General features: G+C 71.2%; 18 protein-coding genes. 9 read left to right on the plus strand and 9 right to left on the minus strand.

Annotated features, from left to right (window positions below):
• Window positions 1-4 precede the first annotated feature (4 nt).
• The 3 genes from BLS99_RS16550 to BLS99_RS16560 form a co-directional block, all read right to left on the minus strand.
• The gene (locus BLS99_RS16550; RefSeq protein ID WP_091052147.1) at window positions 5-991 is read right to left on the minus strand and encodes a hypothetical protein; all 987 of its coding nucleotides are present in this window, start codon (window positions 989-991) and stop codon (window positions 5-7) included.
• Window positions 988-2,160: a pentapeptide repeat-containing protein gene (locus BLS99_RS16555; protein WP_143034838.1), complete on the minus strand. Its 1,173-nt coding sequence runs from the start codon at window positions 2,158-2,160 to the stop codon at window positions 988-990. Before BLS99_RS16555 ends, BLS99_RS16550 begins: the two co-directional genes overlap by 4 nt.
• Window positions 2,161-2,347: 187 nt before the next feature.
• Entirely contained in the window at window positions 2,348-3,424 is a 1,077-nt protein-coding gene (locus BLS99_RS16560; RefSeq protein ID WP_143034839.1) for a GlxA family transcriptional regulator, read from the minus strand.
• Window positions 3,425-3,494: 70 nt separating this feature from the next.
• Between BLS99_RS16560 and BLS99_RS16565 the strand changes: the two genes are divergently transcribed.
• Both BLS99_RS16565 and BLS99_RS16570 read left to right on the plus strand, forming a co-directional pair.
• Complete coding sequence (locus tag BLS99_RS16565; RefSeq protein ID WP_091052151.1) at window positions 3,495-3,830, plus strand: cupin domain-containing protein; 336 nt, start codon at window positions 3,495-3,497, stop codon at window positions 3,828-3,830.
• A 141-nt stretch (window positions 3,831-3,971) separates the two neighbouring features.
• The gene (locus BLS99_RS16570) at window positions 3,972-4,262 is read left to right on the plus strand and encodes a DUF1905 domain-containing protein (RefSeq protein ID WP_091052154.1); all 291 of its coding nucleotides are present in this window, start codon (window positions 3,972-3,974) and stop codon (window positions 4,260-4,262) included.
• A gap of 706 nt (window positions 4,263-4,968) precedes the next feature.
• On the opposite strand, the gene leuA is transcribed toward BLS99_RS16570, so the two are convergent.
• The 3 genes from leuA to BLS99_RS26320 all read right to left on the minus strand — a co-directional run bounded on the left by leuA (window position 4,969) and on the right by BLS99_RS26320 (window position 8,476).
• Window positions 4,969-6,696, minus strand: a complete 1,728-nt coding sequence (leuA, locus tag BLS99_RS16575; RefSeq protein ID WP_218126544.1) for a 2-isopropylmalate synthase — start codon at window positions 6,694-6,696, stop codon at window positions 4,969-4,971.
• 234 nt (window positions 6,697-6,930) lie between these two features.
• Complete coding sequence (locus BLS99_RS16580; protein ID WP_091052159.1) at window positions 6,931-7,509, minus strand: nitroreductase family protein; 579 nt, start codon at window positions 7,507-7,509, stop codon at window positions 6,931-6,933.
• A gap of 136 nt (window positions 7,510-7,645) precedes the next feature.
• Window positions 7,646-8,476, minus strand: a complete 831-nt coding sequence (locus BLS99_RS26320; protein WP_176953391.1) for a hypothetical protein — start codon at window positions 8,474-8,476, stop codon at window positions 7,646-7,648.
• A gap of 129 nt (window positions 8,477-8,605) precedes the next feature.
• Between BLS99_RS26320 and BLS99_RS16590 the strand changes: the two genes are divergently transcribed.
• Together BLS99_RS16590 and BLS99_RS16595 are read left to right on the plus strand one after the other, a co-directional pair.
• Window positions 8,606-9,871: an aspartate kinase gene (locus tag BLS99_RS16590; RefSeq protein ID WP_091052164.1), complete on the plus strand. Its 1,266-nt coding sequence runs from the start codon at window positions 8,606-8,608 to the stop codon at window positions 9,869-9,871.
• A gap of 2 nt (window positions 9,872-9,873) precedes the next feature.
• Entirely contained in the window at window positions 9,874-10,941 is a 1,068-nt protein-coding gene (locus BLS99_RS16595) for an aspartate-semialdehyde dehydrogenase (protein ID WP_091052166.1), read from the plus strand.
• A gap of 488 nt (window positions 10,942-11,429) precedes the next feature.
• Here the strand turns inward: BLS99_RS16595 and BLS99_RS16600 are convergent, their stop codons facing one another.
• On the minus strand, window positions 11,430-12,215 hold the full coding sequence (locus BLS99_RS16600; RefSeq protein ID WP_091052169.1) for an ABC transporter permease subunit: 786 nt from the start codon (window positions 12,213-12,215) through the stop codon (window positions 11,430-11,432).
• On the minus strand, window positions 12,215-13,159 hold the full coding sequence (locus BLS99_RS16605; protein WP_091052171.1) for an ATP-binding cassette domain-containing protein: 945 nt from the start codon (window positions 13,157-13,159) through the stop codon (window positions 12,215-12,217). Before BLS99_RS16605 ends, BLS99_RS16600 begins: the two co-directional genes overlap by 1 nt.
• A 258-nt stretch (window positions 13,160-13,417) precedes the next feature.
• On the opposite strand from BLS99_RS16605, the gene BLS99_RS16610 reads away from it, so the two are divergent.
• The 4 genes from BLS99_RS16610 to BLS99_RS16625 all read left to right on the plus strand — a co-directional run bounded on the left by BLS99_RS16610 (window position 13,418) and on the right by BLS99_RS16625 (window position 20,565).
• Window positions 13,418-15,157, plus strand: a complete 1,740-nt coding sequence (locus BLS99_RS16610) for a choice-of-anchor I family protein (protein WP_176953392.1) — start codon at window positions 13,418-13,420, stop codon at window positions 15,155-15,157.
• Between the two features lie 190 nt (window positions 15,158-15,347).
• Window positions 15,348-16,757, plus strand: coding sequence for a cysteine--tRNA ligase (gene cysS / locus BLS99_RS16615; RefSeq protein ID WP_091052174.1), 1,410 nt, complete (start codon window positions 15,348-15,350; stop codon window positions 16,755-16,757).
• Window positions 16,758-16,808: 51 nt separating this feature from the next.
• A complete protein-coding gene (gene rlmB / locus BLS99_RS16620; protein ID WP_091052176.1) occupies window positions 16,809-17,819 on the plus strand; it encodes a 23S rRNA (guanosine(2251)-2'-O)-methyltransferase RlmB in 1,011 nt (336 codons plus the stop codon).
• Window positions 17,820-17,988: 169 nt separating this feature from the next.
• A complete protein-coding gene (locus tag BLS99_RS16625) occupies window positions 17,989-20,565 on the plus strand; it encodes an Hsp70 family protein (protein WP_091052179.1) in 2,577 nt (858 codons plus the stop codon).
• On the opposite strand, the gene BLS99_RS16630 is transcribed toward BLS99_RS16625, so the two are convergent.
• On the minus strand, window positions 20,544-21,173 hold the full coding sequence (locus BLS99_RS16630; protein ID WP_143034840.1) for a hypothetical protein: 630 nt from the start codon (window positions 21,171-21,173) through the stop codon (window positions 20,544-20,546). The two genes, BLS99_RS16625 and BLS99_RS16630, sit on opposite strands and share 22 nt — an antisense overlap.
• Window positions 21,174-21,400: 227 nt before the next feature.
• Between BLS99_RS16630 and BLS99_RS16635 the strand changes: the two genes are divergently transcribed.
• On the plus strand, window positions 21,401-23,377 hold the full coding sequence (locus BLS99_RS16635) for a hypothetical protein (protein ID WP_091052183.1): 1,977 nt from the start codon (window positions 21,401-21,403) through the stop codon (window positions 23,375-23,377).
• Window positions 23,378-23,825 lie beyond the last annotated feature (448 nt).

The following is a 23,825-nucleotide window of genomic DNA, read 5'->3' on the forward strand; positions in this document are numbered from 1 at the left end:
GGCCTCAGAACATCTCGGTCCGGTTGGGGTGGTCTTCGGAGGCGGGGCAGTAGTAGAGCTGGAGGGTGTAGCCGCGGCCGATGACGATGTCGACCGGGTCGGCGAACTCCCATTCGGTGCCGGCCTCCTCGACCGGGCGCCAGCTGGTGGTGCCGCCGTCGAACTCGCCTGTCGCCGTGGTGAAGAGCGGGAGCTGCCGCTCGCCGCATTCGCAGCGGATCGGGTACGGGTCGATGATGCCCCAGGTACCGCCGTATCCGGTGGTCTTCATTCCCGGTGCCGATGAGGTGCCCCAGTGGTAGGCGGTGCCATCGCCGATCTGCTCACTCCAGGCCCGGATCGCCTCGGCGAGGTCGGCCGGGAGGTCGGCGGTGAGCGGGTACTCGGTGACGGTCTCCGGGTGCAGCACGCACTGCCTCGGCACGTAGTTCCCGTTGCAGACCAGCGGCACCGGCGGGTCGGCCAGGACCGGGCCGACCTGTTCTGTTCTCCGCCAACGCAACTGAAGGGCGGGGTTGTACGGCGTCTCGATGTCGGGGTGGTCGCGCGGGCACCAGAGGACCTGGAGGAGGTCGTACCGGTCCGCCCAGGGCAGGTGCGGCACGTCGCGGTAGTACAACTGCGCCAACGGGATCAGGGGCGGCGGTGCCCCGTCGTCCTCGGCGGTGAACCGGGCTTCGAGTTCGTCGGCACGCCGCCGCTCGACGCCCCAGTCGAGGCCGCCCTCCCCTTCGCGCCGGTCCCGGTCGTCGAGGTAGTCACGCCAGGCGAGCACGTACGCGTACGGCTCGTCGCTCAGGTCTTCATGCTCCAGACCGCAAGTGGGCCAGGCCTCGTCGGCCGGCCACAGCAGCGGCCCGCCGATCGAACCGTCCTTGACCCCGGGCTCGCCGCGGCGCGGGTGGAGGCGGACCGCCGGGCGGCCGTGCGCCGCCAGCTCGGGGAACAGGGCGAGGAGGTCGTACGGCCGCGGCGGCGTGGTCCTGGTCATCGCTGCGGTTCGCCCGCAGGGAGTCTGACGGAGTCGGGCCCGTCCGCGAGGTCGAAGACCGGCGGGTGCGACCAGTCGGCGACGCGGGAGAAGTCCAGGGTCGCGGCGCTGATGTCGGGGCGGTCGAACACGACCGCGGTGCCGGTGAAGCTGGCGCCGCTGAAGTCGAGGACCGGTTTGGCACCCACCACCGGCGAGGCGCAGACGGTCCGCGAGAAGTGGACCTGGCCGCCCGCGAAGACCGTTCCGTCGAAGGACACGTCGCTGGTGAAGTGCGCGGAGGAGAAGTCGAGCGTGCCCGCCGCGATCATCGTCTCCGAGAGCAGGACCGGTGCGGCGAAACGGGTCTCGGCGAAGCGCAGCCGCGCGCCGAGGAACCGGGCCCGGTTGAAGTCCACCGGGCCCTCGAACCGGACCCGCGAGAAGTCGATCGTGCCCGCGGTGAACCGGCCGAACGCGAACGAGACCCGGCCCAGGAACAGGGCGTCGTTGAGGTTGCCGCCGTCCAGGTTCACGCCGGTGAAGTCGAAGTCGTGCTGGTGCCAGGTCCGGCCCGGCACCGGGTCGCGGCGCAGGCGCCCGCCGACCACGTTGATGACCGAGTGCCGGATCAGCCGCTCCTCCAGGACCGGCCGGAACCGCCGCGGATTGTTCGCTGCCTCCCGCTCGTGGCGGAACGGCGGCGCCTCGTACGGCATCCGCACGTACGCGCAGAGGACGTTGATGCAGGTCTGGCGGCCCGCGTCCCAGTCGTCGGCGAGCGCCGCCATCGCATATACCCCGGCGAGGCGGTTCGCGGCGCGCTGCGAGGAGAGCTGCTCGGCCGCGGAGGCGAAGCGCTCGTTGAAGAGCTTCGTGGCCTCCCGGATCTCGGTCGCCTCGGTGACCCGCTGCTTGCGGTAGGCCACGGTGAGGGCGATGACGCCGCCGATGCCCGCGATGGCGTACAGCGACAGGCGGATCACCTCGAGCGTGGTGCGGTCGTCGGGGTCGGGGCTCAGCGGCGAGGTCTGGTCGCTGGTGAGCAGCCACAGCAGGCCCGACAGCATGAGGGAGGCGACCGCGACCATGACCAGCACGTGCAGCGACAGAGGAAAGGTGGGGCGCTCGCCGCCGCCGCGTTTCAGCACGGTGCGGAAGGCGCTCAGGGGTTCACGAGGGCTCGACACCGTTCGGTTGTACCAGACGCATGCGACATTTCACCTCCGCGAAGGCGTCACCCCGCCTCGACCACGCCCCTGCCGACTGCGCCACATCCGGCCACGCCCCGTCCGACCGTGCCTCTTGCACCCGAGCCCGTCCGACCAGGCCGCCGACTGCGCCGTTGTCAACCGTGCCGTTGCCAACCGCCGCGTCTCATCCGGCCATGCCCCGGCCGACCATGTCCTCTCCACCTCTGCCCTTTCCGCCCATGCCCTTTCCGACCATGTCCCTGCCGACGGTCTCGCTTCCAACCCTGTCGCTCCCAACCCCGTCTCCGTCGACCGTGCTCCTGCCGAACGCGCGCCGGTACGCGGCCGGCGTGGTGCCCAGCCGGTCGCGGAACCGCCTGCGCAGGTTGAGAGCCGAGGACAGACCGACCCGCGCGGCTATGCCTTCCACCGGCAGGTCGGTGTCCTCCAGGAGGGCCTGCGCGGCCGAGATCCGCTGCGACAGCAGCCATTGGCCCGGACTCGTCCCGAGCTGGTCGTCGAACCGCCGCGCGAGCGTTCGCGGCGAGACCCGGCCGCGTTCAGCCAGGTCGTCGACCGTGAGCGGCAGGTGCAGGTGCTCGGCAGCCCATTCCAGCAGGGCCGCAAGCGATTCAGACGCCTCCTCGACAGGCTCGACCGCGTACTGCCGCTGCCCGCCCTCGCGGTGCGGCGGCATGACCATGTGCCGGGCGATCTTCGACGCCAGCGCCGCACCGTGGTCGGACCGCACGAGGTGCAGGCACAGGTCGATCCCGGCGGCGGTCCCGGCGCTCGTGGCGATGTCGCCGAGGTCCACATAGAGCGCGTCGGCGTCCACCTCGACGCCCGGGTACCGGGCCGCGAGCTCCGCCGCGTACCGCCAGTGCGTGGTCGCCCGCCGCCCTTCCAGCAGGCCCGCCTCGGCGAGCAGGAACGCGCCCGTGCAGATCGCGACGAGCCGGGCCCCGCGGGCGTGCGCGGCCCGAATCTCCTTGAGCACCAGCGGGCTCGCGGGCATGTCTTTCTGCGACCAGGCCGGGATCACGACCGTGTCCGCGCCGGTGAGCGCGTCCAGACCCGTGGTCACCGACAGGGCGCATCCGGTTTTGGTCGGGACGATCCCCGGCCGCTCGGTGCACACCGTGAACTCGTACCGGCTCGGCAGGTGCGGCCGGTCCAGCCCGAACACCTCCGCGACGCTGGCCAGCTCGAACTCGGCCTGCGGCGGCTGCACGAGCGCGACGACCCGGTGAAGTCCCATGGCACGAAAGTACCCCAAGATGTCGAACCTGTCACTGGCACGGCGCCGCCCCACCCGGCAGGATCGAAGCATGAACGGGACCGTGAGCAAGGCGCGCAACGACATCCAGGCCGTCCAGGTCGACGCGGTCAAACCCGTCGAGGTCGCCCCGGGCGTGATCCGGCGCCGCCTGCCCGGCGCGGGCCCCTCGGACGGCTGGCTCTACGACCTCGTCCCCGGCATCGCCTGGCCCGAATCCGACCTGCACGCGGGCCTGGCCCGCTGCTACTACGTGCTCTTCGGCGAGATCGCCGACGGCGACCGCCTGCTCGGCCCCGGCAGCTACCTGGTCATCGACCCCGACGACGTCTTCCACCCCGCCACCGATACCGGGGCCCGCCTCCTCGGCGTCACCCTCCCCGGCTGAACCGGAGCGGGCCCGGCGAGCACCTCGTTGAGCTGCTCGACCCCCTGGGCCACTTCGACCCCCTAGGCCACCGCGACCCCGGGCCATGGAGTCGCGGCCGGAACCGGCCTGGGCGTCGGCCCCGGTTCGTATGCTCAGGGCATGGAACTGGAGTTCACCGGCGAGATCTGGCACTGGCGCGGCCCCGCACCCTGGTACTTCGTGACCGTCCCCGAGGCGGGCTGCCGTGAACTCGCGGCAGCGTCCTCGGTCGTCAGCTACGGGTGGGGGATGGTCCCGGTGACCGCCCGGATCGGGGACGTCTCCTGGGCCACCTCCCTGTGGCCCAAGGACGGCGGCTACATCGTGCCCCTGAAGGCCGACGTGCGCAGGCGCATCGGCGGTCTCGACGAAGGCGACGAGGTCACCGTCCGACTCTCGGTCGACCTCTGACGGTCGACCTCTGAGCCTCGGTCGGTGGTTCGTGCGGGCGGCCGACCCCTGAGCCTGAGTCGGTGATGGTTCGTGCGGGCGGCTGACCTCTGAGTCTGGGGCGGTGGGGTTCGTGCGGGCGGTCGGCCTCGTCAGGCCGGCCGCCCGCGTGTGCTCCGCGCGGAGCGGGTGTGTCGACGGGGACCCGAGCGCGGGAGGCTTCCGCGCCGATCGGGCCTCGGTATGGAGCGACGTTTCGCGAATCCCCTTGATGTCGCCGCCATCCCGCCGACAGCGGATGACGTTTTTGCTATCCACTACAACAGAACGGGTAGTGGAATGGCGAATGCGAAGTTCCTACTTGTGGATAACTCTGTGCACATTCCTGTGTGTGCAGGTCACGGGCCTGTGGATAAGTCCGCGGTACCGAGACGCCGCTGGGGCGGGCCGCATCGCGGCCCGCCCCAGCGGATTCGTGCACTCGTTCGGTCGCTGCCGCGGTCCGGTCCCCATGGTCTCGGGTACCGGTCCGGCGCCCGCCTCGTGGGCGGCGCCTTGTGGTGCGGCTCGGCGGTCGGTTCTTCGACCGTCTTCCGCGACCGTCCTTCTCGAACGTGCTCGGCGACCTTGCCGGAGCGGGCTCCGGCGACGACATGATGAGGACTGCCCTGCCCCGCAAACGGTCCGGCGATCGGCCAGCCGCCCGCGGGCCCGGCGGCCCGTGCGGTCAGGCGCGGTTGTACGCGCTGGCGACCGCGCGCATGGTCGCGAGGACGATGTTCGGGTGGACGCCCGCGCCCCACACGGTGCGCCCATCGATCGCGCACTCCACGTACGACGCAGCCTGGGCGTGCTGCCCGGCGGACAGGGCGTGCTCGGCGTAGTCGAGGACCTCGACGTGGACGCCCACCGTGGACAGGGCGTCGGTGAACGCCGACAGCGGGCCGTTCCCGGTGCCGGACACCTTCTGCTCCACGCCGTCCAGGACGATCGTGGCCTCCAGGTTCAGCTTCTCGTCGGCGTACGAGGTGTCGTGGTCCTCCACGACCAGGCGCGTGCGCGGCTGGTACTCGGGGTGGTACTCGCTGCGGAAGACCTCGTGGATCCCCTCGGTCGAGATCTCCTTGCCGGAGGCGTCGGTGGCCCGCTGGATCGCCTGGCTGAACTCGATCTGCATGCGGCGCGGCAGGTCGAAGCCGTACTCGCTCTGCATGACGTACGCGACCCCGCCCTTCCCGGACTGGGAGTTGACGCGGATGACGGCCTCGTAGGTGCGGCCGACGTCCTTGGGGTCGATCGGCAGGTACGGGACGCCCCACGTGAAGTCGTCGACGACGACGCCCGCGGCGCTCGCGTCGGCCTCCAGGTGCGTGAAGCCCTTCTTGATCGCGTCCTGGTGCGAACCGGAGAACGCGGTGTACACCAGGTCGCCCGCGTACGGGTGCCGCTCGTGCACCGGCAGCTGGTTGCAGTACTCGACGGCCCGCTTGACCTCGTCGATGTTGGAGAAGTCGATCTCGGGGTCGACGCCCTGGCTGAACAGGTTCAGGCCCAGCGTCACCAGGCATACGTTCCCGGTGCGCTCGCCGTTGCCGAACAGGCAGCCCTCGACGCGGTCCGCGCCGGCCTGCACGGCCAGCTCGGCGGCGGCGACGCCGGTGCCGCGGTCGTTGTGCGGGTGCACCGACAGGATCAGCGACTCCCGGTTCGGCAGGTTGCGGTGCATCCACTCGATGGAGTCCGCGTACACGTTCGGGGTGGCCATCTCCACGGTCGCGGGCAGGTTCACGATGAGCGGCCAGTCGGGGGTGGGCTGGATGACCTCGGCGACCTTCGCGCACACCTCGACCGCGTAGTCCAGCTCGGTGCCGGTGTACGACTCGGGGGAGTACTCGTAGCGGATCGCCGTGTCGGGGGTGTGGATGTCCTTGTACTTCAGGCACAGCCGCGCGCCCTGCGTGGCGATGTCGGTGATGCCGTCCCGGTTCAGGCCGAACACGACGCGGCGCTGGAGCACCGACGTCGAGTTGTAGAAGTGGACGATCGCCTGCTTCGCGCCGCGCAGGCTCTCGAAGGTCCGCTCGATGAGGTGCTCGCGGCACTGGGTCAGGACCTGGATCGTGACGTCGTCGGGGATGAGCTCCTGCTCGATCAGCATCCGCACGAAGTCGAAGTCGGTCTGCGACGCGGACGGGAAGCCCACCTCGATCTCCTTGTACCCCATGGAGACCAGCAGCTGGAACATCTTCTTCTTGCGGTCGGGGGTCATCGGGTCGATGAGCGCCTGGTTGCCGTCGCGCAGGTCCACCGCGCACCACACCGGGGTCTTCTCGATGACCTTGTCGGGCCAGGTGCGGTCGGGCAGGGCGACCTTGAACTGGGACTGGTACGGCTGGTAGCGCTTCGCGCGCTCGGCGAAGGGCGTGGCCGAGCCGGCGGAAGGATTGGATGTCACGGATGCTCCTGGGTTACGACGCTGGTTGTCTAAGCCTTGACTGATCCAGCCGGCATGCCAACACCCGCGGCGAGGGAGCCGACCTAGTTGGCCCCGCCGCGGCAGATAAGGAGCATCGAGTACCGCATGACCCCGCGAGCGTACACCGCGGAAGCGATCGCGGTCGATCCCGATGCCCGGATCGTGGGACGGCGCGTCGCACCGTCCGGAACCCGACAGCGCCGGCCCGGCCGGCTACGGGTTGATGAGGAGGTCGTCGACGCCGAGGCGCGCGCGGGTCTTCCGGTCCGGGCCCGCCACCGACTCCGGCAGCGCGGCCGGGTCGCCGGGGACGCCGATCGCCGCGACCACGGTCGGGACCAGCGGCGCGGCCAGGTCGAACTCCGCGGCCAGCGCCGCGGCGTCGAAGCCGCCCATCTGGCGGACCGTGAGCCCCTCGGCCGCGGCCTGGAACGTGAGGTGCGCCATAGCCTGCCCGAGGTCGTAGGCGGCGTGCGCGAGCGGGCCCTTCGCGTTCGCGTCGGTGCGGACGCCGACGAGGAGCGCCGACGCGTGCCCCGCCCAGTCGCGGTTGCCCGCGTTCAGGCAGTCGAGGACCCGCTTGAACTCGCCGGTGTCGCGCTTGGCGAGCAGGAACCGCCACGGCTGCGTGTTGCCCGCGCTCGGCGCCCAGCGGGCGGCCTCCAGGAGCGCCGCGATCTGGGCGTCGTCGAGGTCGTGGCCGGGGGCGAACGCCCGCGTGGAGTGGCGTGAGGCCAGCAGCGGGTGGATCGGGACCGCGGTCGCGGCGTGGCGGTCGATGGGTGCGTTCATGCGCGCTCCTTCAGTGGCAGCGGAGCCCGCGCGGGGCCCTCGCTGGGGCCGCCGGTCCGGGCGGGTCGGCGTCGTCGCCACCGTTCATGGTGCCACGGTCGGGGACCGAAACCGCACGTCCTGTCGCTTTCCTTACTCATCCGGTCCCCTGCGCAGGTGACGCCGACGGGGTCTCCGAAGGCGTCCCTGAAGGCGTTCCGGACGGGCTCGGCGACGGCGTCGCCGAGGGCGCACCGGAGGGCGTCGCGGACGAGTCTGGTGTCGCGGACGGGCCCGGCGTCGGGGTCGGTGCCGGAGGGGCCTTGGCGCCCAACGGCTCCGCGTCGGCCACCTCGCCCGGCAGCTCCACCGTCGCGGCCGCCGCCGCGGGCTCCCCCGCCAACTTCAGCGTCCCGAAGTCGCCGCTCTCCACCGACAGGATCGTGCCCGCCTGGTCCAGGCACCACTCGCCCGCCGGCATCGGCGTGTCGACCACCACCGTGTTCGGTGTCAGCGTGAAGCAGTCGCCCTCCTGCGACACCGAGAACGGGATGTGGCGGTCGAGGAGCTGCGGCAGCCACTCGATGAACGGGCGCTGCACATGCGGGTCGAGCTCGCGCGGGATCTCGCCGGTGATCCCGGCGATCTTCACGCACCGGCCCGACGCGCACTGGAAGAACCCGCCGGTCGTCCACGCCACCGACACGTCGACCGTCCCCCCGAGCGCCCAGTGCGGCACGTCCACCCGCCACGTCCCGTCCTCGGCCGCCCACACCGTGACCGTCCCGCCCTCCGACCACTCGTACTCGGCCGTGAAGCTCGCGTCGAGCGCCCTGGTGACCCGCCCGATCAGCGTCGCCTGGGCGCTGTGCCGGCGCGGCGCCTCCTCCGGCTCGTCCTCCGCCGTCGCGGTCCCGCAGCCCGCCAGCCCCATCAGCCCCGCGACCGTGAGCGCGGCCACTGTCCGCTTCGTCCATCTCGTTCCCACCGGCCGATTCTCTGTCCCGGCACCCGGAACGACCTGGCGACACACCGGTACGCGCAGCTAAGGTGACATGGCCGCCCTCCGGGGACGGCCCCGAATGTCACGCGAGACATGAGCGAGTGAGGTGAAACCGTGGCGCTAGTCGTGCAGAAGTACGGCGGTTCATCGGTCGAGAATGCCGAGCGCGTCAAGCGCGTCGCCGAGCGAGTGGTCGCGACGCGAAAGCGGGGCGACGACGTCGTGGTCGTCGTCTCCGCCATGGGCGACACCACCGACGAGCTGCTCGACCTCGCGGCCCAGGTCTCCCCCGTGCCCGAGCCCCGCGAGCTCGACATGCTGCTCACCGCCGGCGAGCGCATCTCCATGGCGCTCCTCGCCATGGCCATCAACAACCTCGGCTTCCAGGCCCGGTCCTTCACCGGCTCCCAGGCCGGCATGATCACCACCGCCGCGCACGGCGTGGCCCGCATCATCGACGTCACGCCCGGGCGCATCCGCTCCTCGCTCGACGAGGGGTTCATCACGATCGTCGCCGGGTTCCAGGGCGTCAGCCAGGACACCAAGGACATCACCACCCTCGGCCGCGGCGGCTCCGACACCACCGCCGTCGCCCTCGCCGCCGCCCTCGAGGCGGACGTGTGCGAGATCTACACCGACGTCGACGGCGTCTACACCGCCGATCCCCGCATCGTCCCGAACGCGAAGCGGCTCGACACCATCACGTTCGAGGAGATGCTGGAGATGGCCGCCTCCGGCGCCAAGATCCTGCACCTGCGCTCAGTGGAGTACGCCCGCCGTTACGGGCTCCCGCTGCACGTCCGCTCGTCGTACTCGACCAAGACCGGCACGATGGTGTCGGGTTACATGGAGGAGCTGCCCGTGGAGCAAGCACTCATCAGCGGCGTCGCGCACGACCGCTCCGAAGCGAAGATCACCGTCACGCGCGTGCCCGACAAGCCCGGCGCCGCGGCCTCGATCTTCCAGGTCATCGCCGACGCCGAGATCGACATCGACATGATCGTCCAGAACGTGTCGACCGCCGGCAACGGCCACACCGACATCTCCTTCACCCTCCCCAAGGAGTCCGGGCCCAAGGGCACCGAGGCGCTCAAGAAGCACCAGGGCGCCATCGGGTTCGAGAAGCTCATCTACGACGAGAACATCGGCAAGGTGTCCCTCATCGGCGCCGGGATGCGCTCGCACCCCGGCGTCACCGCGAACTTCTGCCAGGCGCTCGCCGACTCGGGCGTGAACATCGAGATCATCTCCACCTCGGAGATCCGCATCTCGGTGGTGTGCCGCGACACCGACCTCGACGCGGCGGTGCGGGCCGTGCACGACAAGTTCGAGCTCGGCGGCGACGAGGCGGCCGTCGTCTACGCGGGGACGGGGCGGTAGGCATGGCGCGCAAGCTGAACGTCGCGATCGTCGGCGCCACGGGCGTCGTCGGGTCGATCATGCGGCGGCTCATCGCCGCCGAGCGCGGCAACTGGGGCGAGGTGCGGCTCATCGCGTCGCCGCGGTCGGCCGGGAAGCAGCTCGACGTCGGGGACGAGGTCCTCACCGTGCAGGCCATCGGTGAAGCGGCCTTCGACGGGATCGACATCGCCCACTTCGACCTGCCCGACGAGGTCAGCGCCGAATGGGTGCCGGTGGCGGCCGCGAAGGGCGTCGTCGTCATCGACAAGTCCGGGCACTTCCGGATGGACCCCGACGTGCCGCTGGTGTGCCGCGAGGCGAACCCCGGCGAGGCCGCGAACCGGCCCAAGGGCATCATCGCGAACGCGAACTGCACGACCCTCGCGCTCATCCCCACGCTCGCGGCGCTGAACGCCGAGTTCGGGCTCGTGTCGATGTCGGTGGCCTCGTACCAGGCCGCGTCCGGCTCCGGGAAGGAAGGACTGGAGGCGCTGTACGCGCAGCTCCAGAAGATCGCGGGCGTCGAGGGCCTCGGCACCATGGGCAGCGACTTGCGCCTGGTGCTCGGCGAGGAGTTCGACGCGCCGTTCGGGGCGCCGCTGGCGCTCAACGTGGTGCCGAAGGTCGGCGGTTGGAAGGACGACGGCTGGACCAGCGAGGAGCTGAAGGTCCGCAACGAGTCCCGCAAGATCCTCGGCCTGCCGGACCTGAAGGTCGCGTCGACGTGCGTGCGCGTGCCGGTCGCGGTCGGGCACTCGCAGGTGGTGCACGCGACGTTCGAGCGCGAGGTCACGGTCGCCGACGCGCACCGGGTCCTCGGTGCCGCCGACGGCGTCGACCTCGTCGACGACCCGGCGAACGGCGTGTTCCCGATGCCGATCGACTCGGTCGGCAGGAGCGGCACCCAGGTCGGGCGCATCCGCCAGTCGGTGGACTTCCCGAACTCGCTGGAGTTCTTCGTCGTCGCCGACAACCTGATGAAGGGCGCGGCCCTCAACTCGATCGAGACCGCGGACCTGGTGCGCAGGGAGCTGGAAGCGGCCCAGTAGGCGGGGCCTTAGGGGCGCGGGCCTGGAAAGGCGCGGGCTCGGGAGGGCATGCCAAGCGGCGGCGCTTTCCCGAATCGAGCGCCCCTTGGCAACAACCCTGTCCGAGGGGTCCGACGATCCGAGCAGAAAACGGTGTGGGCCGTGGCGAAGGCCACGGCCCACACTATTCTTTGGACGCCTTGGACGCCTTGGACGCCTTGGACGCCTTGGACGCCTTGGACGCCTTGGACGCCTTGCGCGCTGGCGCTTCGCGTTTTTCGGGCACACCAAGCACCGGCCGTTTCCCGAATCGCGGGCCCCCGGTCAAAACCCTGACCTGTGGGTCCGACAATTCAGGCCGAACGAGAGCGACCCGTGGCGAATGCCACGGGCCGCTCTCGTCGCGCGGTGGGTGTTGTGCGCGCAGTCGGGGTTCGTCAGTGCGGTTGCAGAAGTGCGTTCTCAGTGCGTCGTTCGATCGGTCCGGTGTCCCCCCCGATGCGCCGGCGCTAGGCGTCGCGCTTCTTGAACAGGACCCAGGCCGCGGTGAGGATCAGGGCGGCGAAGGCGGCGAAGACGCCGCCGGCGGCCCAGCGCGAGAACAGGTCGAAGTCGGGCATCTCCGGGCCGAAGTTCGGGGCGGCGAGCTCCATCATCCGGGCGCCGTCGGTGAACGGCAGGAACTTCACCACCGGCACCAGCCAGTCCAGCGCCGGGATGGTCGAGAGCCCGAAGATCATGTTCTCGATGATGAGCGGCATCAGGAAGATGACCACCAGCGCCGAGGGCACGCCCCGGAACAGCAGGCCGAGCCCGAAGCCGACCAGGACGTACAGCAGCACGTACAGCACGTACCCGATCATCGAGGTCCCCAGCGGGTCCTCGAACAGGCCCGGGGCCTCGCCCCACACCACGTAGACCACGCCCAGGTTGATCGCCATCTGCGCGAGCGTTACCACGAGGGTCGTCGTCAGCACCACGACGAGCTTCGCGACGATGAGCCGGTTGCGCTGCGGCAGCGACGTCAGCGTCGGCTGGATCGTCCCGTGCCGGTACTCGTGCCCGCACGCGAAGATCCCGATGATCGCCATGAACACCGCCAGGAACGGCAGCCCGAACCCGGCCGCGCCGTTGAGCGCGATCCACACGACCTCGGCGTTGATCGGGTCGTTGCGTCCCGCCACCCCGAGCAGGACCGCGACACCGGTGGTGACCAGCAGGCCGACCCCGATGAGCCAGTAGGTGGAGCGCAGCGTCAGCAGGCGCGTCCACTCGAAACGAAGGGCGTCGAGCATCAGAGGGCCTCTCCTTCGGGGGCGGCCGGGGCGGCGGCGCGGACCGGCTCCTTGGCCACGAACTGCCCCGAGGCGCCCGTGGCGGACATGAACGCCTCCTCCAGGGAGGCCCGGCGGGTCGACAGCTCGTGCAGCTCGACACCGGCGGTGAACGCGAGGTGCCCGACCTTCCCGATCTCCAGCCCGGACACGACCAGCGCGTCGCCCTCGGCGACCACCTCGGCCCCCTCGGACTTGAGCGTCTCGGCGAGCCCGGCGGCCTCGGGGCCGCGCACGACCACCTGCGACTGCGTGAACTCGCGGACGAACGTGTCGACGTCGCCGTTGAAGATCATGGTGCCGCGGCCGATGACGACGAGTTCGTCGGCCATGAGCTGCATCTCCGACAGGAGGTGGCTGGAGACGAAGATGGTGCGGCCCTCGGCCGCGAGCGTCTTGAGCACGTCGCGCATCCAGTGGATGCCGTGCGGGTCGAGGCCGTTCGTCGGCTCGTCGAGCAGCAGGGTCCTCGGGTCGCCCAGGAGCGCCTGCGCGAGGCCGAGGCGCTGCGCCATGCCCAGCGAGTAGCCCTTCGGCTTCTTGCGCTTGACGTCGCCGAGGCCGACGAACTCCATCACCTCGTCGACGCGCTTGTCGGCGATGCGGTTCCCGGCGGCGAGCATCCGCAGGTGGTTGCGGGCCGACCGGGTCGGGTGGAACGGCTTGGCCTCCAGGAGCGCGCCGACCTCGTTCATGGGGCGGCGGATCGTGCCGAACCGCTGCCCGTCGAACAGGGTCTCGCCCTCGCCGTGGTCGAGGCCGAGCATCAATCGCATGGTGGTGGACTTCCCGGACCCGTTGGGGCCGAGGAATCCGGTGACGACGCCGGGGCGCACGTCGAAGGAGAGGTGGTCTACGGCGACCGTGTTCCGGTACCGCTTGTACAGACCCTTCGCGGTGATCATGGGTCTCCGATCGGGGATCGCAGGTCAGGGACGCGCTCAGTCTATGAGCGCGGGCACTGCTCGCACATGGGCGCGCGGACCGATTCTCGACTCGTCCCAAGGGAGGAGGAACCGCCCGTGCGCGGTACCGGGGTACTACCCGCGGCCCGATTCGCGCCGTTGTGTTCATGCTCCGTTCGCTCGGCGCTCGACGGCGGGACCGCTTTCCTCGGTGGACTTGGGCCGTCACCCCATCCCCCGAGAAGTCAGGAACCAGCTGTGCAGAAGCGACTGCTCGTACCCGCGCTCGCGGTCGGGCTGGCGGCGCTCGCCGTTCCCGTGCCCGCACTCGCCCAGGACGGTCCGGCCCTGGACCTGTCGGTCCTGGGCACCTACTCGACCGGCGTGTTCGCGGAGGGCGCCGCCGAGATCGTGGCCTACGACCCCGAGACGAAGCGCGTGTTCGCCGTGAACGCCGAGGCCGGCGTCGTGGACGTCCTCGACGTGTCCGACCCCGCGAACCCGGTCAAGCACGCCGTGATCGACGCCGCCGCGGCGCTCGACGCGGCCGGCGCCACCGTGAACTCGGTCGCCGTCAACGGCGGCCGCGTGGCCGTCGCCGTCGAGGCCCCCGAGAAGACCGACCCGGGCTGGGTCGCGTTCTTCGACACCGACGGGGCGTTCATCGACTCGGCGCAGGTCGGCGCCCAGCCCGACTCGATCGCGTTCACGCCCGACGGCGCCAAGGCCGTCACCGCGGACGAGGGCGAGCCGAACGACGACTACACCGTCGACCCGGTCGGCACGGTCTCCATCGTCGACGCCGCCACGTTCGACGTCGCCACCGCGGACTTCACCGCGTGGGACGAGGCGTCGCTGCCCGAGGGCTTCCGGGTCTTCGGCCCGGACCTCACCGGCGACGACGCCGTGCAGCGGGCGATCGAGCCCGAGTACGTGACGATCGCCGACGACGCGACCGCGTACGTGACCCTCCAGGAGAACAACGCGATCGCCGTCGTCGACCTGGCGGCCGGCGAGGTCGCCGAGCTCCTGCCGCTCGGCGCCAAGGACCACTCGGCGCAGGGCCTGGGGCTCGACGCCTCCGACAAGGACGACGCCGTGAACATCGCGTCGTGGCCGGTGCAGGGCCTGTACCTGCCCGACGGGATCGACGCGTACGCCGCGGGCGGTGAGACCTACCTGGTCACCGCCAACGAGGGCGACGTGCGCGAGTGGGGCGACTACACCGAGGAGGCCCGCGTCAAGGACCTGGAGCTGTGCGAGGGCGCCTTCGGCGGCGCCGACCTCGCCGACCTCCAGGCCGACGAGCACCTGGGCCGTCTCAAGGTCACCAGCACCCTCGGCGCCACCGAGGACGGCTGCTACGACGAGCTGTACTCCTTCGGCGGCCGGTCGTTCTCGATCTGGTCGGCCGACGGCGAACTCGTCTTCGACTCCGGCGACGACTTCGAGCAGACCCTCGCCCAGGTCGAGGCCGCGAACTTCAACGCCGACAACGAGGGCAACGACGTCGACGACCGCTCCGACGACAAGGGCCCCGAGCCCGAGGCCGTCGCGGTCGGCCAGGTCGGGGACGCGACCTACACGTTCATCGGCCTGGAGCGCCAGGGCGGCGTCATGGTCTACGACGTCACCGACCCGGCGAACGCCGAGTTCGTCGACTACGTGAGCAACCGCGACTTCGCGGCCGAGCTCGCCGCGGGCGCCGGGGGCGACCTCGGCCCCGAGTCGATCGCGTTCGTCGCGGCCGAAGACTCCCCGACCGGGCGCCCCATGCTCGCCGTCGGCAACGAGATCTCCGGCACCACGACCCTGTGGGACATCGCCGGCGACGGCGTCCCCGGCGGCGACCCGTCCGGGAACCCGACCGACGACCCGTCCGGCTCCGGGGTCCTCCCCGTGACCGGCACCGGCGCGACCGGCCTCCTGGTCGGCCTCGCCGCGGTCCTCGCGATCGGCGGCGGCGCCCTGGTGATCGCCCGGCGGCGGGCCGCGTAACCGACGCGGCTCATCTGCGTATCCACGCATTCGCGCATCGACGCACTGATGCCCTGATGCACCGACTGCACGACACCCGACGGCCCCGGCGCGCTGCGCCGGGGCCGTCGGCGTTCCCCCCTTGACGCGAGCCCTTGACACGCTGGGCTCGGGGCGCTAGGCGCGGGCCCGCGTTGTCTAGACTTGTCGCGTGAGCCTGCGACTGTACGACACCGGCACCCGTTCGATCCGCGACTTCCAGCCCCGGAACCCCGGCCGCGTCGGCGTGTACCTGTGCGGGCTCACCGTCCAGGGCCCCCCGCACATCGGGCACCTGCGCTCGGGCGTCTCCTACGACGTCCTCATCCGCTGGCTCCGCCGCAGCGGCTACCACGTCACCTACGTGCGCAACGTCACCGACGTCGACGACAAGATCCTCGTCCGCGGCGAGGAGCAGGGCCGCCCCTGGTGGGCCATCGCCTACGAGAACGAGCGCGAGCTCAGTGCCGCCTACCACTCCCTCAACGTGGCGCCCCCCACCTACGAGCCGCGCGCGACCGGCCACGTCACCCAGATGACCGACCTCATCGCGACCCTCGTCGAACGCGGCCACGCCTACGCCACCGACGCCGGCGACGTCTGGTTCTCCGTGTCCTCCTGGGCCGACTACGGCCAGCTCTCCCACCGCCGCCCCGAGGACATGCTGTCCAGCCCCGAGCCCGGCGCCAAGCGCGACTCCCGCGACTTCGGCCTCTGGAAGGCCCACAAGCCCGGCGAGCCCGAGGACGCCGCCTGGACCTCCCCGTGGGGCCCCGGCCGCCCCGGCTGGCACATCGAGTGCTCCGCGATGGCTCGCCGCTACCTCGGCGACGCCTTCGACATCCACGGCGGCGGCACCGACATCATGTTCCCCCACCACGAGAACGAACTCGCCCAGTCGCGCGCCGCCGGCCTCGGGTTCGCCAAGTACTGGGTGCACAACGGGATGCTCAACCTCTCGGGCACCAAGATGTCGAAGTCCCTCGGCAACACCCTCTCCGTCGCCGCCCTCGGCGAGAAGGGCTTCAGCGCCGCCGCGATCCGCTACTACCTCACCAGCGTCCAGTACCGGTCGCCCGTCGACTTCTCCGAGGACGCCCTCGCCGAGGCCCAGGCCGCGTTCGAACGCCTCGCCAACCTCGTCCACCGCACCGTCGACGCCCTCGGCGCCGACGCCGTCATCGGCGGCGCCCTCGCCCCCGAGTTCACCGCCGCCATGGACGACGACCTGAACACACCCGCCGCCGTCGCCGTGATCCACGACATGGCCCGCCAAGCCAACGCCGCCCTCGACTCCGCTTCACACCGCGGCGACGACGCCGCCGCGGCCCGCGCCGGGGCCGGAGTCCGAGCTATGCTCGACCAGCTCGGCCTCGACCCGCTCGACCCGCACTGGGACGACCCGGGCGACGCGAAGCTCACCGGCGCCGTCGACGCGCTCGTGAAGCTCGCACTCGAACAGCGCGCCGACGCCAGGGCCCGCAAGGACTACGCGGCTGCCGACCGCATCCGCGACGACCTCGCGCACGCCGGCATCACCGTCAAGGACACCCCTCGCGGTCCCGTGTGGACCGTGGACTAGGCGATCGCCTACCCGCAGACGACGACCGACACCACTGGGGAACTTGAACCGATGAGCACCAAGGGCGGGCACCCGAACCGTCGCAAGACCAGCAAGGCCGGCCCGAAGATCGGCTCCGGCGGAGGCAAGAAGGGCCTCGCCGGCAAGGGCCGCACCCTCAAGGCCGCCGACCGGCCGTGGCACAAGGAGTACACCGGGGACGACAAGCCCCAGAAGACCCAGCGCAAGCAGGCCACCGAACGCGCCCGCGCCGCCTCCGAAGGCCGCACCACCAACATCGGCAAGATCCGGCCCCGCACCGCCCAGACCCGCCGCCGCGACGACGAGCCCGAACTCATCCTCGGCCGCAACCCCGTCCTCGAAGCGCTCCGCGCCAAGGTCCCCGCGACCGCCCTCTACGTGGCGTTCGGCACCGAACTCGACGACCGCGTCGCCGAGTCCGTGCGCCTCGCCGGCAACCGCGACCTCCCCATCAAGGAACTCGCCCGCCGCGACCTCGACCGCCGCACCAACAACGCCCTCCACCAGGGCATCGGCCTCCAGATCGAGCCCTACGAGTACGCCGCCTTCGAGGACCTCCTGGAGATCAGCCAGACCTCCGGCACCGCGCCGCTCCTGGTCGCCCTCGACGGCATCACCGACCCGCGCAACCTCGGCGCGATCATCCGCTCCACCGCCGCCTTCGGCGGCCACGGCCTCATCATCCCGTCCAAGCGCGCCGCCTCCGTGACCGCCGTCGCCTGGCGCACCTCCGCCGGCGCCGCCGCGCGCCTCCCCGTCGCCAAGGTCGTCAACCTCACCCGCACCATCCAGGCGTGCCAGCAGGCCGGGTTCATGACCGTCGCCCTCGACGGCGGCGGCGACGTCGACGTCTTCGACCTCCCCGTCGCCACCGACCCGCTCCTCATCGTCGTCGGCGACGAGGGCAAGGGCGTCTCCCGGCTCGTCGCCGAGACCTGCGACCACCGCGCCGGCATCCCGATCTCCGGCGAGGTCGAATCGCTGAACGCCTCCGTCGCGGCCTCCATCGCGCTCGCCGAAGTCCAGCGCCAGCGCCGCTAGCGCCGCCACTCGCGCCACTGCCGAACCGTGCATCCGGCGGGAAAGCGGATGCACGGCCGGCCCCGCCGCCGCGGCCCCCGCAACGGGTGATCCCGTACCCGCGCGAGTCGCCCCGCCGCACTAACCTGAAAAAGATCCCGCACGCCCTAGCCCCCGGAGCTGCACCCGTATGCCGGCCGATTACCTGCTCAGCGTCGACCTCGGTACCTCGCACACCGTGGCCGTGGTGGTGTGGCCCGACGGCCGCACGCGCCCGCTCCTGTTCGACGGCTCGCCGGTCATGCCCTCGGCCGTCTTCCTCGACCCCGCCGGCAACATCCACACCGGCAAGGACGCCGAACGCCTCGCGCTCACCGCCCCCGAGCGGTTCGAGCCGAACCCGAAGCAGCGCATCTCCGACCGCACGATCCTCCTGGGGGACAGGGAGATCCCGGTGACCGCGGCGTTCGCGGCGATCCTCTCGCGCGTCGCCCGCACCGCCATCGAAGCCGTCGGGCACCTCCCGAACGCGGTCCTCACCTGCCCCGCCGCCTGGTCCGACCAGCGGCGCGGCGCACTCCACGACGCCGCCGCCCAAGCCGGCTACCGGCCGGTCAAGATCATCACCGAGCCCGTCGCTGCCGCCCACTACTACACCTCCCGCCTCTCCCACCAGGTCGCGTCCGGGCAGCCCCTCGCCGTGTTCGACTTCGGCGGCGGCACCCTCGACATCGCCGTCCTCGAACGCCGCGCCGACGGCTCCTTCGGGGTCCTCGCCGACGGCGGCCTCCCCGACCTCGGCGGCCTCGACTTCGACGCGGCCCTCGTCGCCCACATCGGCGCCACCGTGAAGCAGCGCGAGCCCGAGATCTGGAAGCGCCTCGAAAGCCCCAGCGGCGCATCGGAACTGCGCAACCGCCGCGAACTGTGGGAGGAGGTGCGCAGCGCCAAGGAGATGCTGTCGCGCTCCTCCGTCGCGCCTGTCACGGTCCCCGACATGGCGCAGTCCCTGCACCTCACCCGCGGCGAGCTGGACCAGATCTCGCGGCCGCTCCTGGCCCGCGCCATCGCCGAGACCCAGCGGGTCCTCGGCCTCACCGGGCGCCGCCCCGACCAGCTCGCGGGCCTGTTCCTCGTCGGCGGGTCCTCGCGGATGCCCATGGTGTCCAAGATGCTCCACGAAGGACTCGGGATCGCGCCGACGGTCCTGGAGCAGCCCGAGCTGCCCGTCTCCGAGGGCGCCGCGCTCGCGATGACCGCCGCGATCCCGGTGACGCCGCCGTCCCCGGCGCCCTCGCCGCCGCCGCAGCTGACGGCCCCGTCGCTGGGGCTGCCGCCGGTCACCGGCTCGGACCAGACGGTGCAGCTGCGCCGCGGGGACGACAAGACCCCGCCGTCGCCGCCGCGCCGCGGCACCGAGTACAAGGCCCGCCGCATCCCTCCGAAGTGGATCGCGATCGGTGTGACCGCGATCGTGCTCGTCGCGGCCGTCACGGTCGGGATCTGGTGGTTCGCCAACCCGTACAAGCAGCGCCCGTTCGCCGAGGAGCTCCGCGAGGTCGGTGCGGCCCAGGCGCTCTCGGGCGAGGTCGACGAGGGCGTGTACGAGGTGCGCGCGGTCGGCGACTCTTCAGTCATGTTCTACACGACGTCCTCTTCGGACGACTCCGGCCAGGAGCTGCACGTCCGCGCGGTCGACAACCGCTCCGGCGAGCTGCTGTGGGACGCGGAGCAGGTCCTCCCGGGCGCGGGCTGGAGCAACACGTTCTTCGTCTCCGAGGAGATCATCGCGTTCTCCCAGGAGGTCGAGGCGGGCGCCGAGTACCGCTTCGTGTTCCTGGACTGGGAGACCGGAGAGGTCCGCAACACGGTCACCAGCTGGGCCCGCGACGCGGCCCGCTCGGGCGACCTGCTCGTGGTCGGCCCGGTCGGCGGCGACGCGTTCGAGGTCTACGACGCCGCGGGGGAGCAGGTGTCGTCCTGGGGCTTCGAGGAGGGCGTCACGGTCGAGCAGTGGAACCTCGTCGGCACCCCCGACGACATCGCGAACCCGACCGCGCGCGCGAACGGCGACGGCCGCCTGTGGATCGTCACCAGCAACGGCGTGACCCACGTGTACGACGTCGAGTCCGGGGAGGCGGTGTCCTCCAAGGAGATCGAGTCCGTCGAGGACCTGTACTACGCGTGGGACGGCCTGCTGTACGTCGCGGTCGACAAGGAGACCGGGTACGAGCTGAACGTGTACGACACCGAGGACCTGTCACAGGAGCAGGGCATTGGCATCGAGTCCGGCGAGGTGCCGCCCGCGCAGATCACGGTGTGCGGGGAGACCCTGGTGTGCGTGGGGGACCTGGTGCCGGAGACGACCGACGCGTACCACTGGCACGTGTACGACACGGACGCCGAGGAGATCGCGCACGACTTCGACGACCGCGAGTACGGATGGATCGAGCCGCTGGGCAACCGGATCATGGCCGAGTACTACGCGGGCGACGACATCCGGACCCAGATCTACAACAAGAACTTCAAGACCGTGAACAACAACCTCGAGGAGACGTTCGACCCGATCGACGGCGGCAGCGCCCTCACCTGGCCGGGCCGCTCCACGTTCGGGACCGCGGTCGGCAACGTGATCGGGCTGGGCCGCGACGGCTCCCGCACCGACCTGCGCATCGACCTCGAGGTGTACGCGTGCGCGCCCACCGAGACGCGGCTGGCGTGCCTCACCCCGGCGGGCTCGCAGATCTACTCGTTCCGCGACGAGTAGGAGCGTTCCGCAGCGCGGTCGCGCATGACCCGCACGCCGCCCCAGAGGAGCTGGAGCGGCGGGCACGCGAACGGGAACGTCCAGAGGACGTACCCGACGACGTCCCAGAACGGGTACAGCACGCTCATGTCCGCCGTCCAGAAGAGCGCTGTGCCGACCGCGGCGGCGGCCGCGGTGAGCACCGCGCCCGCCCGGCCCGCGGCGGCCTCGAAGCCCCTGCGGCCCTTGCGCCGCGGGCGGTGCAACGACCAGGCGAGCCATGCGGCGGGTGCGGCCATGATCGGCCAGACGACGAGGGCGACCACCGTCTCGGCCCAGACCCACCAGGATCCGGTGAGCCCCCAGAACGCCCAGGTGACGACCGCCAGCCACCACAGCGGCGGCGCGAGCAGCCATCCGGTGCAGCGCAACCACGCCTGCCGGGCGAGGACGCCGGTCGCGAGGGCGAGCAGGAGGCCCGCGGTGAGGGCGAGGAGCCCGAGGACCGGCTCCATCGAGAAATAGTGGTCCAGGACCATCGACGCGGGGAGCGCCAGGGCCGCGAGAGGCCCGGTGGCGTAGGCGATCCGGCCGCGACGGCGGCCGGGCGTTTCCATTGCAGTGCTCATGAACCGAGTCTCGCCACGCTCCGCAACCGTAATGCTACTGAATCTGCGCCGAATCTGTCGCACTCCTCCAAAGGAAGCGGCGCCGACGCCCGGTCCGTCCCGATATTTTTCTCGGAAACCGCCAAGCGGTGCAACGCATCCCGCGTATGCAACCATTCCGGACCTGTAGGGCGCCCTGGACACGGACGGGCCGACCGGCCCGCCCGAGTCTCCACTGAGGATCGACCATGCGACGACCCAACCTCATAGGAACGGCAGCCGCCTCCGCGGCCGCGGCGGTACTCGCCGGCTCCGTGTTCACCGGCGGCACCACCGCCCACGCCGAGACACCCGCCGCCTTCGAGGACGCCGCGGCGCCCTCCGCGGTCACCCTCCCCACCGGCGACCGCGTCACCCTGCTCCCCAACGGCACCACAGCGATCGAACCCGCGGCGGGCCGCGAGGACGCCACGTTCCTCACCCCGCCCGCGGGCGGCGACGTGGTCGTGGTCCCGACCGACCGGGTCGCGGCCGTCGCCTCCGGCGACGAGGACCCCCGCCGCTACAACGTCTCCGAACTCCTGCGCGCCGGCGAGACCGACGCCGCCGCCGCACCGGAGTCCGAACTGGACGACCGCGCGTACGCCGGCCTCGTCCCCGACACCGGCACCGACAACCTCACGGCCGCAGCGGATCTCGAGAAGCTGAACCTGACGCTCCTCAACCGGGGAGGCAAGGCCCCCGACGGGTCCTGGATCCTCTGGTCCGCGCGCGACGGCTCCGACTTCGACGCGATCCCGATCGACGAGAACGGCAACGGCGGCGTCGCGCTCCCGGTCGGCGACTACATCATCGTCTCCGGCTTCTGGTCCGACCCGACCGACACCACCCGCGGCCACGCCGTCCTCGGCATGACCCCGGTGACCGTCACCGAAGGCGGCACCGAACTCGTCCTCGACGGCGCCGACGCGCGCCCCGTGAGCATCGACGTCGAGGAGCCCGACGCCTCGGTCCTCAACGCCGCCCTGCACATCGGTGCCTCGGGCGCCAACACGCTCGGGTCCGGCATCTACCTCGGCTCGCAAGTGGACGCATTCGTCCTCCCTGAACCCGACCTCCCGGACTACGCGCTCGACTTCGTCTACCAGCCGGTGCTCACCGGACCCGCCGACGCGGACGACCCGTACGTCTACAACCTCGCCTTCCTCGAACGGGGCGGCTACCCCGCGGACACCGAGTTCAGCGTCGCCGACGACGACCTCGCGGCCGTCGCCACCGACTACACCGACCTCGGCACCGCCTACGGTGCGGCCGAGGCCGAGACATGCGACTACGGCGACCACGTGGACGGCTGGATCGGCACGGGCTTCTGCACCCTCGTCCCCACGGCGGTGCCCTCGCAGCGGACCGTGTACTACACCGCCGACCCCGAGGTGAACTGGGACAACGGCCTCATGGCAGGGCCGCGCACCCCTGACGGCGTCCTCACCGACGGCTTCGTGGCCACCTCCAGCGCCGTCTACGAACCGGGCCCGGCCGAACGCCTCATGCCCCGCGGCGGGCTCTCCGCCGGCGTCTCCGAGGGCTTCCGCTTCAACGACGGCGGCCTGGAACTCCTCGGCGCCGACCTCTACCCGGTCGGCGGCGGCAACGGCGAACGCATCATCCTCGCCGGAGACAAGGGCGACGTGACCCTGAGCCGCGACGGCGAGATCATCGCCACGGCGACCGGGCTCGACTTCTACCAGGAGGCGTTCTTCACCGAGATCCCCGCGGGTGACGCGGGGCGCTACACGATCAGCGTCGACGCCACCGAGCCTTCAGCCTCCCGCGACTTCGGCACCGGCTTCAGCGCCGAGTGGAGCTTCGACTCGGCGCCCGTGGCCGAAGGCGAACTGGACCAGATCGTGCTGCCGGTCGTCCAGCTGTCCTCGGAGGACATCGAGGCCGGTTATGCGCCGAAGCGCGGCTGCCAGGAGATCACACTCGACCTGCGCTACAACGAGTACGGCCCGGTCGTCCACGCCGAGGACATGACCTTCGAAGTCTCCTACGACGACGGTCGGACCTGGAAGGCCATCGACATCGACCGCGACGGCGACACCGCCACGGCCGAACTCACCCACCCCCGCCGCGCCAAATGGGTCTCGGTCCGCATGACCGCCCTCGACGACCAGGGCACCGAAGTCACCCACACCACCATCCGGGCCTTCGGCCTGAGATAGCAAGAGCCGCCGGTCAGCTACCAACCAGCTAACCGGTAGCTAACGAGCAAGCAAGAGCAAACCCAGGTCAGCAACTAGGGGGCAGGCGCTTCCGCGGGGACCATCGGGAGACCCTATCCGGGCCTCGACCTACCGGTTGACCCCAACCTGCTGAAACAGCGGCGTCCTCGTGCCGCGCACCGCCTCCGGGCGGCTCACGGCACGAGGACGCCCTGAATCCGAAATCGCCAGTACAGCCCCCGATCGCCCCGCATCGCCGCGAGCGGCAGTCGGGCCTCGCGGCACCCGAGGCCCTTTCTTGACTTCGCATTCGCGTCACTCGGACGCACCAAGCGCTCGTGTTTCGACCGCAGCACCTCGCTGTTTCGGCGGGCCCGGTGCGGGTGGTGGGCGGCGCGCACTATCGGGGCTCCTGTGGCGGCGGGGCGGTCCGGTAGAATCCAGGAGG

The sequence above is a fragment of the Glycomyces sambucus genome, assembly GCF_900102815.1.
GTDB classification, from domain to species: Bacteria; Actinomycetota; Actinomycetes; order Mycobacteriales; family Micromonosporaceae; genus Glycomyces; species Glycomyces sambucus.

Bases quoted from the DNA above. Each gene is read 5' to 3' on its own strand.
- BLS99_RS16560 (WP_143034839.1), bottom strand. From the start codon at position 3,424: ATGGGACTTCACCGGGTCGTCGCGCTCGTGCAGCCGCCGCAGGCCGAG.
- BLS99_RS16635 (WP_091052183.1), top strand. From the start codon at position 21,401: ATGCGACGACCCAACCTCATAGGAACGGCAGCCGCCTCCGCGGCCGCG.
- BLS99_RS16550 (WP_091052147.1), bottom strand. From the start codon at position 991: ATGACCAGGACCACGCCGCCGCGGCCGTACGACCTCCTCGCCCTGTTC.
- BLS99_RS16605 (WP_091052171.1), bottom strand. From the start codon at position 13,159: ATGATCACCGCGAAGGGTCTGTACAAGCGGTACCGGAACACGGTCGCC.
- rlmB (WP_091052176.1), top strand. From the start codon at position 16,809: ATGAGCACCAAGGGCGGGCACCCGAACCGTCGCAAGACCAGCAAGGCC.
- BLS99_RS16630 (WP_143034840.1), bottom strand. From the start codon at position 21,173: ATGAGCACTGCAATGGAAACGCCCGGCCGCCGTCGCGGCCGGATCGCC.
- BLS99_RS16580 (WP_091052159.1), bottom strand. From the start codon at position 7,509: ATGAACGCACCCATCGACCGCCACGCCGCGACCGCGGTCCCGATCCAC.
- BLS99_RS16595 (WP_091052166.1), top strand. From the start codon at position 9,874: ATGGCGCGCAAGCTGAACGTCGCGATCGTCGGCGCCACGGGCGTCGTC.
- BLS99_RS16600 (WP_091052169.1), bottom strand. From the start codon at position 12,215: ATGCTCGACGCCCTTCGTTTCGAGTGGACGCGCCTGCTGACGCTGCGC.
- BLS99_RS16625 (WP_091052179.1), top strand. From the start codon at position 17,989: ATGCCGGCCGATTACCTGCTCAGCGTCGACCTCGGTACCTCGCACACC.
- BLS99_RS16570 (WP_091052154.1), top strand. From the start codon at position 3,972: ATGGAACTGGAGTTCACCGGCGAGATCTGGCACTGGCGCGGCCCCGCA.
- BLS99_RS16565 (WP_091052151.1), top strand. From the start codon at position 3,495: ATGAACGGGACCGTGAGCAAGGCGCGCAACGACATCCAGGCCGTCCAG.